Source organism: Aureliella helgolandensis (assembly GCF_007752135.1).
GTDB lineage: Bacteria > Planctomycetota > Planctomycetia > Pirellulales > Pirellulaceae > Aureliella > Aureliella helgolandensis.
This window is the reverse complement of sequence record NZ_CP036298.1, coordinates 256,999-268,994: the sequence shown is the minus strand read 5'-3', so window position 1 is coordinate 268,994 and position 11,996 is coordinate 256,999. Positions and strand designations below refer to the sequence as shown.

The 11,996-nt window shown below is 55.8% G+C and carries 11 protein-coding genes; 6 read left to right on the top strand and 5 right to left on the bottom strand.

Translation table 11 applies throughout. The annotated features are described in order from the left end of the window. Window positions 1–43: 43 nt before the first annotated feature. Window positions 44–994 (bottom strand): PepSY domain-containing protein, encoded by a 951-nt coding sequence (locus Q31a_RS00995; protein WP_145072700.1) that lies wholly within the window; start codon window positions 992–994, stop codon window positions 44–46. A gap of 487 nt (window positions 995–1,481) precedes the next feature. Between Q31a_RS00995 and Q31a_RS00990 the strand changes: the two genes are divergently transcribed. Continuing rightward, entirely contained in the window at window positions 1,482–2,921 is a 1,440-nt protein-coding gene (locus tag Q31a_RS00990) for a N,N-dimethylformamidase beta subunit family domain-containing protein (protein WP_197355993.1), read from the top strand. Between the two features lie 70 nt (window positions 2,922–2,991). Here Q31a_RS00990 and Q31a_RS00985 read toward each other — a convergent pair whose 3' ends face one another. Next, the gene (locus tag Q31a_RS00985; protein ID WP_145072698.1) at window positions 2,992–3,981 is read right to left on the bottom strand and encodes a hypothetical protein; all 990 of its coding nucleotides are present in this window, start codon (window positions 3,979–3,981) and stop codon (window positions 2,992–2,994) included. Window positions 3,982–4,136: 155 nt separating this feature from the next. On the opposite strand from Q31a_RS00985, the gene Q31a_RS00980 reads away from it, so the two are divergent. From Q31a_RS00980 to rnhA, 4 genes are all read left to right on the top strand, one after another. Then, entirely contained in the window at window positions 4,137–4,766 is a 630-nt protein-coding gene (locus Q31a_RS00980; protein ID WP_145072695.1) for a hypothetical protein, read from the top strand. Window positions 4,767–5,107: 341 nt separating this feature from the next. Next, the gene (locus tag Q31a_RS00975) at window positions 5,108–6,370 is read left to right on the top strand and encodes a trans-sulfuration enzyme family protein (protein ID WP_145072693.1); all 1,263 of its coding nucleotides are present in this window, start codon (window positions 5,108–5,110) and stop codon (window positions 6,368–6,370) included. After that, window positions 6,367–7,512, top strand: a complete 1,146-nt coding sequence (locus tag Q31a_RS00970) for a trans-sulfuration enzyme family protein (protein WP_145072691.1) — start codon at window positions 6,367–6,369, stop codon at window positions 7,510–7,512. Before Q31a_RS00975 ends, Q31a_RS00970 begins: the two co-directional genes overlap by 4 nt. A 46-nt stretch (window positions 7,513–7,558) precedes the next feature. After that, window positions 7,559–8,044, top strand: coding sequence for a ribonuclease HI (rnhA, locus tag Q31a_RS00965; RefSeq protein WP_231691016.1), 486 nt, complete (start codon window positions 7,559–7,561; stop codon window positions 8,042–8,044). A gap of 45 nt (window positions 8,045–8,089) precedes the next feature. Here rnhA and Q31a_RS00960 read toward each other — a convergent pair whose 3' ends face one another. Next, on the bottom strand, window positions 8,090–9,004 hold the full coding sequence (locus Q31a_RS00960) for an ATP-binding response regulator (RefSeq protein ID WP_197355991.1): 915 nt from the start codon (window positions 9,002–9,004) through the stop codon (window positions 8,090–8,092). A gap of 195 nt (window positions 9,005–9,199) precedes the next feature. Between Q31a_RS00960 and Q31a_RS00955 the strand changes: the two genes are divergently transcribed. Continuing rightward, window positions 9,200–10,081 (top strand): alpha/beta hydrolase, encoded by an 882-nt coding sequence (locus Q31a_RS00955; protein ID WP_145072687.1) that lies wholly within the window; start codon window positions 9,200–9,202, stop codon window positions 10,079–10,081. A 9-nt stretch (window positions 10,082–10,090) separates the two neighbouring features. Here Q31a_RS00955 and Q31a_RS00950 read toward each other — a convergent pair whose 3' ends face one another. After that, complete coding sequence (locus Q31a_RS00950; RefSeq protein ID WP_197355989.1) at window positions 10,091–10,870, bottom strand: alpha/beta hydrolase family esterase; 780 nt, start codon at window positions 10,868–10,870, stop codon at window positions 10,091–10,093. 212 nt (window positions 10,871–11,082) lie between these two features. Beyond that, window positions 11,083–11,940 (bottom strand): hypothetical protein, encoded by an 858-nt coding sequence (locus Q31a_RS00945; protein ID WP_145072682.1) that lies wholly within the window; start codon window positions 11,938–11,940, stop codon window positions 11,083–11,085. Window positions 11,941–11,996 lie beyond the last annotated feature (56 nt).

Sequence of the window (11,996 nt, the reverse complement as noted above, 5' to 3'; positions counted from 1 at the left end):
CAGGCTTCCCCTCAGCCTCTACCCCCCTTTTTTGCTAGAGGCGCTAGAGCGTGGTGGTGGCGTAAAAGTGCTCCATCGCGAAAAAGAACGCTGCCGCTGTCGCCACACTCAAGAGCATGACGACACTCCCCACGCGGCGAGTGCGTTTAATGGTCCACCACATGATCAAACCAGTCACTCCCCAAGACACCATGGCGATGGCCATAATGTCGACGATCAGGGACCAGAACATGCGTCCATTCCAATGAGGCGTGGTGCCATGAGAGGTGTGGAGACGCAACAGGAACGCGCGGAGCGTCATGCCATCTTCCCCAGCGTAGCGCGTGACATCCACATGACCATCGCGCAGCACGTAGGTTACCTTGGCCTGCTCGCCATTGACGTTGGCTAAGAAATTCAACTTGGACCACCCCACCGACTTCGGCGCAGACTCTGCTTCAATGCCCGCTGCCCCTAAGATATCCGCCACCGACTTCCGGGCCGCAACATAGGGATCTTCGGCGAGTTTTAGGTTGCGGACATCCTTCAATAGAGCGACAGGTGTCTCGGGGTTCTTGGGATACGTGGCCACCCAAGAGCCCTTTCCGACCGGGTCCATGTGCACCACGTGGCGATCGCCGTCAGCGGGAACTTCGAAGATAATGTCGCTGGTGAATTCCGCAGCGTGCGACGTGTCCAGCTCGACCGAATCGTCGGGCGCGGCCGCCTGCAAAGCTTCCACCACCTGGCGCGCAATCTCATCGGGCGCAGCGATACCGGCAATCGGCAACTTCGCTACGACGTCGGATGAGATCGTATGCACATCCCCTTCCGGAAAGAGCGTCTGATGGTTGTACATCGCTCCAGTCACACCGTACATGAAAACCCAGGGCAGGAGGAACAAGCCTGCGTAGAGGTGCACGCGACGCACCAGAATTGTTAATCGTGACCAGAACTTGCGAGTTCGTCGTTTGGATTCGATGGCTGCACTTGTCGGTTGTGATTTTTCTAACATGGCAGGTTCGGCTCGACGGAAATGGGGCGAGGTAAAATACGAGTGGCAGCTTGTACTGGAACGGTCCAGAGGAGGCTCGGTAAAACGCTAAGTGATTGCTACTAAGCAGGTTACGAGGCATACGGCAATCGCGCAACAGCATCGATTCATCCGCAAGATATTCACGGTGAGCGGCTTTTGTACGCGGTCTCGTTTCATTCTACAACCTCCCCGTCAGCAGCTATTGCACCTCCGGCTGGTCCAAATCCTCGTTGCCCGTCCCGTAGCAAAAAGGTCGGAATCTTGGCCAAGCAACTCGCCAACCTCGCCCCTGAGCAATAGCCCAAGTCTGCAGGGCTGCCAAACATGGATTCGGCCGTGACGGCCATCCCCAACACTTGAGCACTCATTTCCCCACGCGCACACGCGAGACTCTACAATAAAGCACTGCATTCAGCCCCGCCGCTCAGGCTTTCACCTCCCGCCCTTCCAATCGCTGACGACTGCTATGCCACAACCTGCCTTCACTACCGCTCGATGTACCCTCCTGCTCACGGCCTCCCTGGGGCTGACAAGCCTGCTTTCAGTTTTCCCAGCCTCGAACTGTCGAGCCGAGCAACTCCAACCCACCAGCCCGTTTCTCGTAGGCTACGCCAATCAGGTGAGCTATGCCCCGGGAGAAGAGGTGGAATTGCGACTTTCATCGAGTTGCCCACAGGTGGATTTGGTTGTGGAACGCGTGGGAGCCAAACGCGAGGAAGTGTACCGGCACTCAGCCATTCCTTGCAGTCCACAGCCGATCCCCGATCGCGCGTCGTCCGACGGTTGCAATTGGACCATCACGCATCGCCTGACGGTTGCCCAAGACTGGAAGAGCGGCTACTACGAGGTCTCTCTTCATGGCCGACAACCCGATCAAGCGGCCGCAGCGGGCAGCCTATTCTTCATTGTCCGTGCAGCACCGTCTGCTAGTCAGTCCAAGATCTTGTTGCAGCTCTCCACCAACACCTACAATGCTTACACCAATTGGGGCGGCCATAGTCTGTATGGCTACCATGACCGCGATGGAATCCAAGGGCATCGCGTCTCGTTCGATCGTCCTATTCACTCTCAGTTTGGCAAGTGGGAACTGCCCTTCGTGCAGTGGGCCGAAGCGAATGGATACAACCTTGACTATGCGGCCAATAGCGACTTAGAATTCCATCCGGAGATCTTGGAAAACTACCAGTTGATCCTCAGTGTCGGCCATGATGAATACTGGTCCGCCCCGATGCGCGACCATCTAGAAGCCTACATTGCAGGGGGAGGAAACGTTGCGTTCTTCAGTGGCAACACCTGCTGTTGGCAAGTTCGAAGCGAGGACCAAGGTCGGGCACTCACTTCCTGGAAACAATCCTACAACATGGACCCGCTCTACCGCACTGGCGATCACGCCCTACTCAGCACTGCTTGGAGCCACCATCTGGTAGACCGTCCTGAAAACTCGCTAACTGGAGTTGGGTTCTTGTGGGGAGGCTACCAACGCAGCCATGGGCAGTTCATGGACGGTCCTGGCGCTTACACGGTCCATCGCCCTGACCACTGGCTGCTCGAGGGAACACGGCTCGAGCGAGGGCAATCCTTCGGTGGCAACGACACGATCGTAGGATACGAGTGCGATGGTTGCGAAATGGAATGGCGCGATGGCTTGCCGTTCCCCACGCACCGCGATGGCACACCGGAAGGCTTCACGATCCTGGGAACGTGTCCAGCTCGCTGGGCTCCTGGAGACAGCCTGTGGTACGATCGCTTTCCGGCCGACCGTATTGGCGCATCGGTCCTGGGCACTTACACACGGGGTGGTACCGTCGTAACTTGCGGGAGCACCGATTGGGCACACGGCCTAGCCGGGAACGATCCAGCAGTGGTACGCATCACGCGCAATGCGCTCGACCGGCTTTCAAAATAGGGAGCAGGCGCAGGAGGGGCCACCGCACTTTCCCCCCTTAGAACTCGCGCGAACAGCGCCTCCACAAAACTCAGTGCTCGGGAACTGGCACCTCTCGCATGTCAAAATCGATGGAGAACCGCTCGTCCTCAAGCTCTTCATCGAGTGACCAATGGACAAACTGGATGTGCTCGCGAGAGCGACACGCTCCTTGCCGTTCAGTGGAAAAGGCAAATTCCCAATGGTGTGCATAGCGGGGCAACCAAACGTCATGCGCCACATCGCGCTGGAAGTCCTTAAAAACCCACTGGGACACAAGGCCTGGGGGATGCCGATCACCGAGCTTCCCAAAGGCCTTGAGGCGAATCACAATCCATCGCTGCGTATCGACAAATAGCTGGTGGTAAAACGAAGAGCGATTGGACGCAATTCGCGGTTCCGTTTCGAGCACGATTACCGATCCCGGTTCCCAAGCCTGCGGATCAACGATTCGAGCCTTGCGTTGCGAAACCAATTCACTGTATCGACTATCTCCATAGCCGCACAGCATTCGATCCGGCTGCAGGTAGCCGTTGGAGTTAAAATAGTTTTCCGAAGAGTCCTTTTGCACCAGGTCGCTACGCTCCCTCAACCAGTTCGCGATCGAGCGACCGCGTTTACGTCGTTGATCATAAACGGAGAAAAACACAAACTCCGGCGCCGAGTGCTCACCCACAACCTCGGTGACAGCTTGCGAACCGCTGATGGAAAAGCAACGACGACTGCCATCGCGGCGCAATTCCCAGTGCACATCGGAAACAATTCGCACCAGCGGTCCGGCAACTTGCCCACCGATGAAAATCCTCGCTTCCGGCTCCTCCTCCGCTCCCCCCCGCTGCATCGAGCGGGCGGTGTGGCGAGTGTCCACCACAAAATTGAGCCTCGCCAACCGCGCTTCTGTCTCGGCCAACTTCCCTGCGATCTCTGCAACGGACGGCACTAGGGCTGGCTCAATCTCCTGCCCAACGGATCGCTGCAGCAAGGCGAGCACTAGGCACACCACCCCCAATCCCCAAGTCCCCAAACCGATGCGGCTATTCATGATGTGGGCTGCTCTCCAATGGTTGAAATTGCCTCTCTGGCACGGCTGCCTCCCTGAAAACAGGCAAATATGCCGGTGACTCCGAGGTCGAACACAAGGTATACTTGAGAATCGGTGACGATGTTCAAATACCTTCAAACCAAGGACTTTTTACCATGCCCAAGTACGACGCTTCGTCTCAATCCGAGACACCACCCCGTCAATTTGGTGGATTCGCGAGTGGGATTGGTAGGATTGTAATGACGAGTCTATGTAGCTGCGTGGCGCTTCTAGCGGGCGTTTGGTATGGGCAGAAAACGCCCGTAACACCGCTTCCACCACTGCTGGCATCCGCCTCATCCTCGAGCGACACGATGGCCATGGCAACGGGAGCCGTCAGCGAAGATGCCGAAGGAGTCTTCTTTTTAGACTTCATTACAGGCGATTTGCAATGCCTCGTGTACTACCCTCGAAGCGGTACCTTCGGCGCACACTTCGCTACCAATGTAACCGGAAACCTTGGGGGAGGTGGCAAGAATTCCAAGTACATGATGGTTACCGGACAAGCCGTCACTAAAGCTACATCGGGCGGTGCCCGTCCTGGTGCATCGCTGGTTTACGTTACCGATTCCACCAATGGGACCTTTGCAGCCTATGCAATCCCATGGAATCGAACCGCCGAGTCGAGCAATCGCCCCCAGACCGGAGCGTTGGTTTATGTAGGGGGCGGCCCCATCCGAAACTACCAGCTGAATGCCGCGGGGCAGAATCAGCCGGCAGCCATAGTGGACCCCAATCAAAAATAGGCAGTGAATCGACCGGCCTGAAAACCTAAAGCGATTGGGCAACCCAGGAGAGATAAACCACGTTTCCTATCGCTTTCCCTGGGATTCACCCAAATAGAACTTCGTGAAACCTTGCTCCCTCGCTTTCCAACAGCTAACATGGATCCTAACCTAACGAGGGATTTGCGGCCGCTTGCAGCCTAAACTGCTAAAGAGCCAAACGAGATGCTTTGAACATGCCTGAGGCATGTGGCCCCATAAGCCTCTCCAGAACAAGACGCAACGCAATCCGCAGCCCTCACCCAAACTGAATGCTGCGGTTTTTTTATGCCTAGTCGCGACTGGAGAATGGTTACGTAATTATGGCCAACACCACCCCCAAGCCTTCCAACTCTACGACCATCCCTGCCAGTCCAGCCGCGCCGCTCGCGAGCAAAATCACGAAGCTTGAGCAACACGCCGGTAGCTCCACCATCAGCGTGCATGGTGGAGAAGCACGCTGCAAACCATCGGATGCCATCACCGACTCGATCGTGTGCGCTTCAACCTATACCTTTGAAGACACCGATACCATTATTCGCTTCATTGAAAACAATGAGCAGCGCGAAGAGTACGGTCGCTATGGCAACCCGAACGAACGCGTCGTTGAACGCAAGTTAGCCGCCCTCGACGGTGCGGAAGATGCCGTCATTTACTCAAGTGGCATGTCTGCCATGGTAGGGCTATTGATGGCCAAGCTGAGTGCGGGTGATGAGATTGTCTTCTTTGACCAGTGCTACCACCGCAGCCGCGAATTCTGCTTTAAACATCTATCACGTTTTGGAGTAGTGACACACCAAGTGCCAACTGGGGATTACGCAGCCATGGAAGCTGCCATCAACGAGCGCACCAAGCTGCTCGTCAGTGAATCTCCCACCAACCCGCACCTAACCTGCATCGATATGGAACAGTTCGTTGCACTTGGAAAATCCTGTGAGGTTGAAACGCTGATCGACGCCACGCTGGCAACTCCCTTCAACGTACGACCACTTCAATTCGGAGTCGACTACGTCCTGCACTCCGCCACCAAATACTTGGGGGGCCACAACGACCTGCTGGCTGGCGTCATTAGTGGCTCCAAGGAACAGCTGGAGTCGGTCCGCAATCTGCGCGGCATCATGGGCGGCATCAACTCACCGCACAACATGTACTTGCTCCAACGTGGGCTAAAAACCTTTGCCCTTCGCATGCAACGGCACAACGAAAACGGCCAAGCCATTGCAGAGTTTCTGGAAGAACACCCACGAATCGACCGCGTCTACTACCCCGGTCTTCCGAGTCATCCCACCCATGCAATTGCCAAGCAAACAATGCAGGGTTTCGGCGGTCTGATTACGTTCCTCGTCAAAGATGCCGACTGGCGTGAGACGGCGAGCATCGTGGATCGCGTTAAGCTTGCCCGTATTGGGCCAAGCCTAGGTGGTGTGGAATCGTTGATCGAACAACCGCTCGTGATGAGCTACTTCCAGCAAACACCGGAGAACCGCAAGAAGTTTGGCATTCCCGATAATATGATTCGCTTGGCTTGCGGCATTGAAAACACTCAAGACTTAATCGACGACCTTCAACAGGCTCTAGAGAGATGAAATTTCGCACCCGCGCCATCCACGTCGGCAATGCCCCCGACCCTCAAACCGGAGCGGTCGTGCAACCCATCCATCCGGCGACGACATTCGTCCAACCTGGGGCAGGGGAGTGGGGCGCGTTCGACTACTCGCGCAGTGGCAACCCTACTCGATCCGCTGTGCAAGAAACTCTAGCATCCCTGGAAGGGGGCTGTGGTGCACTCGCCTTTGCTTCAGGTATGGCCGCCACGCATTGCGCCACGATGCTACTCTCCGCAGGAGACCACCTCCTGGCTGGAATGGACATCTATGGCGGCAGCTACCGCTTGTTCCACAAGATTTGCAAAGCATCCAACATCGAAGTTACTCTCGTCGATCTTCAAGACCCCCAGGCGATCTCCAGAGAGGTGCGTCCCAACACCAAAATGCTGTGGTTGGAGAGCATTGGAAATCCCTGCATGTCCATCCCCGACCTGCCGACGATCACCCAGATCGCACATCAGCACCAACTGCTGGTCGGAGTCGATAACACCTTTGCCACCCCGGTGCTACTCCGGCCACTAGAACTGGGCGTCGACATCGTCATGCATTCGGGCACCAAGTACCTAGGCGGCCATAGCGACTGCTTGGCGGGAGTGTTGGCCGTCCAGTCACCGGAACTGCTCCAACGACTGTATTACATTCAGAATGCCACGGGCGCTGTCCTCTCTCCCTTTGAGTCCTTCCTGCTCGCGCGGGGAATCAAGACGCTAGACCTGCGAGTCCGCGAGTCGAGCCGCTCGGCTCTTCAAATTGCTGAATACCTCGAAAAACATCCAATGGTCCGTTCCGTTCTTTACCCAGGCCTGCCCTCCCACCCAGACCACTTGCGCGCCCAACAGTTGCTTGACGGCGGCTTTGGAGGAATGATTACCTTTGAGGCCATCGGTGACTTTGAAACCACCAAGCAGATTGTCAAGTCGACACAACTCTTCCACTTGGCGGTAAGCCTCGGTGCAGCGGAGTCACTGATTGAGCAACCGGCCTCCATGTCCCACGCCAGCTACGATGCTGCAGCGCGACAACAGGCAGGGATCACGGATGGTCTGATTCGCATCTCAGTAGGGCTTGAAGATCCGCAAGATTTGATCGAAGATCTCGACCAAGCGCTGCGTTCTAGCTAAAACCGGCGGACTCGTTCAATTTTGCCATTCCCCGAGGAACCGACTCTTGAGTAAACCAGACACCTCCCCCAATCCAACTAAACTTCGCGAAGTGGAGTTGTATACGGACGGTGCCTGCAGCGGGAACCCTGGACCAGGTGGATGGGCTTTCGTCTTGCGCGATAAGAAAACACGCAAGGAACTCACCGGCTCAGGAGGTGAACGCGATTCCACCAACAATCGCATGGAGTTGCAAGCAGTGATCGAGGGACTCAAGGCGCTCAAAAAGAGCTGCCGAGTACACCTTCACTCCGACAGCAACTACGTCCTGCAAGGTCTCCAGAGCTGGATGGCTGGTTGGAAAAAGAAGGGGTGGGTCCGTATGGAAGGGGGCAAGCGTAAACCGGTGGCCAATGTCGAGCTTTGGCAGGAGCTGGATCGTTTGATCCCTCTACACAGCCTGTCGTACCACCACGTCAAAGGACACAGTGGTCATCCAGAGAACGAACGCTGCGACGTCATGGCTGTGGAAGCCAGCCAAAAATTCCGCTGAACGTCCAAGGAAGCACTGCTCTGGAGTGCTGCGACTCGGCCCCAATCAAGCAGGTTGCTTCGCCGCCTGCCTTGACTTCGACACTTCACGCAACTTGACTAAAGTCAATTCGTTGCCACTCGAGTTGTAGCTCGCCTTGTCGACTAAGTTTTCGATGATAGTAATGCCACGATGGGCCCCCGAATGCTGTGCATCGGATACGGGAAACCCGCCCCCGTCGTCGCGAATCGTTACTTTGATCCCCTCTTTGGAAAGTCCGGCCGCGACATGCAATCGGCGATCGACGAACTCCGGGGACTGCCGCCGCTGCTCCATGACTTCAATTCGCGCGCCTGTGTGCAACTGACTTCGCACCTCCACCATTTCATCCTGGCTGAGTTCCAAATTTCCGTGACACATCGCGTTTACCATGGCTTCGTCGATTGCAATGCCGAAGCGTGTTAGCGCCTCGGGACAAAGCAATCCCATGCCTCCAGCCATTTGTTGCATCAATCGGATAAACGGCTGAATTAAATTGGAATCGTTCTCAAACGTGAATTGGTACCGCATCTCATTGGCACATCCAATAAGATTTTGATACCCCTGTTCCGAACGAGCCGCGTCCAGGACCTGCTTTACCGTTTCCCCCAGTCGAGAACCGAGCTCGCTTTTGGGAACGTAGCTAGCCGCACCTTGCCGTAAGGCTTCGACTGCGGAGGATTTGTCATCCTGCCCGGAGATAACAATCACGGGCACTCGACAGGGTTGGCGATGCACATGATTGAGTAGATCAATTCCTGACATCCCAGGCATCAGCACGTCGGTCACGACGAGATCAAACGCCATTTCACGCATCAAGGCAATCGCCTCTTCCGCCGACCCCACAACTTCCACCAGCCAGTCGAGCGGCTCTTTCTTGAGCATCTCTTGGATAACCATCCTGTCCAGCTCTGAATCGTCTGCTACCAGAATCATGGGCATAACATAATTCCTTGTGATAGGATTTAAGATGAAAAGTAGTGCTGCTGGAACGCCAGTCACCACTTGCATCATAGGGTATTCCGCCAGGCAATGCAAAATTCCAGAACTAACCGGTTCCAGGACCACCGAATCAGCTTTGCTGGCAGAATAACGGCCTAAGTATTGAGGGTGCTACGAAAACACACGAGGAGAGCCATGGTGAACTGGATTGTAAGTGCGTGCTATACACTGTCCCTTGGTCTCGCTTCGGTCGCTGTGGCACAGGAGCAGGTCGAGCGACAGTCGGCAGAGTCGACCGCCTCCAGCACTCCAACACTTGTCGAAGCTCTCCTCTTCCAACCCGCTAAATTTCCGCAGGGAAATTGGACTCCCCGTGGATTAGAATTCACCGACGAAGAGCTCTACTCCGCCGATGGAACCAAGCTGCATGGTTGGTATTGCCCCTGCCCCAATCCACGGGCCAACATCTTGCTACTTCACGGGAATGCTGGTCACGTGGCCTCCCGCGCGGCCTGGCTTAAGCACTTGCAAGCTGAATTGCGAGTTTCAACGTTTATTCTTGACTATCGCGGATATGGCAAGAGTGAGGGCGTGGCCACCGTTGCTGGAGCCTTGGCAGACGCGCGCGCCGCGCAGCAACGGCTTTGCGAACTCGCTAACATTCCCGCTTCTGAAATCTTGATAATGGGTGACTCCCTGGGCGGGGCATTCGCCATCCATTTGGCCGCTGAAACCGCGCCTCGAGGGCTGATTCTTCAAAGTACCTTTACCTCGTTGCGCGAGATTGCTGAGATCCATTTCCCCCAATACTCATGGGTCGTCCCAGTCGATCAACTGGATTCACTCGAAAAACTTGCAAACTACCACGGACCACTGTTGCAGAGCCACGGAACCGCCGATCGGACCATTCCAATCTCCAATGGGCATCGACTGTTTCAAGCTGCCCAGAAGCAGGCACCGACCGTACCCAGAAGCTGGATTGCGGTGCGAGGAGCGGGCCATAACAACTGGATGAGCCCAGATTACTTAGCGAAGCTCGATGAGTTCGTTGAGCAAGTTCACCAGGCTGCTCACTAGTCCAAGAACTCACTGCGTTGGGAGCTGTTGGTCACTCAGAAATTCTCCGACAATTTGGTTCACGCCGAACTCAAAATTCCAGCCATGAGGAGCACCTTCGAGAATTTGAAACACAACGGGGTGCTGGGCTCGGTCGAACACATCACAAGCTGCTTGAACGACTGCTGGGGGAACTTGAGTGTCGCGAGAGCCCACCAGAAACAGCATGGGGCATTTATGGAGCGTTGTCAGCGGTTGTTCGTCGAGAGGTTTGGGCATCCAACCGCAATTGCAAACAGCGGCCGCAATCCGCTCACTCCGCCGTGCCACCAACAGATTGCACATCGCCCCTCCTTGAGAAACCCCCACCACGTAGATGCGATTCCGATCTACGCCGTCCGACTCTACCAATTGGTTGCATAGCGCATCAAAGAAAAGCAAATCGGGCGCTGCGACATCGGGATTCTCCTCGGGAATGTTCGGTGGCCAATTTAAATGTCGGCCCTGCAAATACACAAGTAGAAACCGCTTCTCTGCAGCCAATCGATCTAGTTGCGTGTACTCCGCCATTTCATCCGTCGTATCCAACGCACCATGCAATGCAACGACGAGCGGCAAGCCCGTTTTTCCAGCGATGGCGTGAGGAAGGACGTAGCGATATTCTCGAACCAGACCAGCAACTTCCATTTGGCGATGTTGCACATCGACAGCGACACCCGGATACAGCCAATAGGCGGTAGCCAGCGACGCAATCAGAGCCACCCCCAACCAGGGAAACCAGCTTCGCTTGCTTTCAATTGACTTTTTCAATTCAAATTTCATCAGAGGCAGGATGCAGCAACTCTACTCATTCACTCCCTGGCGGGCGGGCCAGCTGCATTCGTTCCCCACACGCCGCTGTAGGCCACTGCAGCTCGCTAGCCAAGCATACCAGCTCGGCGTGGCCGTGTGAGGGCTTGACGGCGCGGCGCACCAGCACAGGTGCGTGGTTTGAACGGTCAACCTGTGCCGCCGCAGCAACACTACTTCTGGATAACTAGCGAACCGATCTTCTTGCCGGTGTTCGTTCCTAACGTGTGCCAATCATTGATGTCAGGATAGGCATCCAGAAAAAGTTTGATAAACCGCTTCCAGTCTTCGGTAGGTAAATTCAGGCAACCGTCCGAGGAGCGGTTACCGCTACTCAGACCGTTATGCACATTGATTCCATGCGAAAGGGTCTTCGCGGGATTGTCACTTTTAACCGTCACGCCGCTGCGAGCGTTCACCAGCAACCCCGCGCGAATCCCGCTAGTCCTGACCACCAGATCCGACGCCGTCTGTTTGGCCGCTGTGCCTCCCTTGTGAAACCCGATGTGCAATGGGTAGATACCGTCGACCACATACCCTTTGACCGTCATGTTGTTAGGCCAAATCGATCCGCGAAAAGTACCGACGAGCCCCCCCGTCAGCACAAAGGAAGACTCATAGGGTCCCTGATACGTCCCCACAGGTTTGCCGTCCATGCGAGTCGTTCCGGTAGGTACCAATCCTCCGTGAGATACTGTCAAAGTAACTTGCGATACGACCGGTTTGGGCCGTGGCGCTGGTACGGAGCCAACCGTTTGAACCAGTGCCTTCCAAGTCTGCCCATTGACGTCGACCCGCTGGTCGGGGCGCGTCATTCGCACTTGCTCTTTCTGGAAGTTGCTGATGGCTTTGACGGTTCCCGAGCGTTCTGCGATTCGATTGATCAGCCCATCGATTCCGTTGGGGTCGAATTGGGGTTTTCGAAGTTTCTGCGAAGCGGCCTGGAGCATGCGTTGCACCGTCTCCACGTCCGCCTTGAAGTTCTTGGCACCGCTTTGATAGCTTCCCACCGAACCCATGATTTGTGACATGACACTCGCTCCCTGTAGAGAATGAACTTGCGCTACGCGACTCGTCGATTTGCGCC

Excerpts from the sequence above, each read along its gene's own strand:
- Q31a_RS00945 (WP_145072682.1), bottom strand. The coding sequence starts at position 11,940 with ATGTCACAAATCATGGGTTCGGTGGGAAGCTATCAAAGCGGTGCCAAG.
- Q31a_RS00960 (WP_197355991.1), bottom strand. The coding sequence starts at position 9,004 with ATGCCCATGATTCTGGTAGCAGACGATTCAGAGCTGGACAGGATGGTT.
- Q31a_RS00995 (WP_145072700.1), bottom strand. The coding sequence starts at position 994 with ATGTTAGAAAAATCACAACCGACAAGTGCAGCCATCGAATCCAAACGA.
- Q31a_RS00975 (WP_145072693.1), top strand. The coding sequence starts at position 5,108 with ATGGCCAACACCACCCCCAAGCCTTCCAACTCTACGACCATCCCTGCC.
- Q31a_RS00990 (WP_197355993.1), top strand. The coding sequence starts at position 1,482 with ATGCCACAACCTGCCTTCACTACCGCTCGATGTACCCTCCTGCTCACG.
- Q31a_RS00955 (WP_145072687.1), top strand. The coding sequence starts at position 9,200 with ATGGTGAACTGGATTGTAAGTGCGTGCTATACACTGTCCCTTGGTCTC.
- Q31a_RS00985 (WP_145072698.1), bottom strand. The coding sequence starts at position 3,981 with ATGAATAGCCGCATCGGTTTGGGGACTTGGGGATTGGGGGTGGTGTGC.
- Q31a_RS00980 (WP_145072695.1), top strand. The coding sequence starts at position 4,137 with ATGCCCAAGTACGACGCTTCGTCTCAATCCGAGACACCACCCCGTCAA.
- Q31a_RS00970 (WP_145072691.1), top strand. The coding sequence starts at position 6,367 with ATGAAATTTCGCACCCGCGCCATCCACGTCGGCAATGCCCCCGACCCT.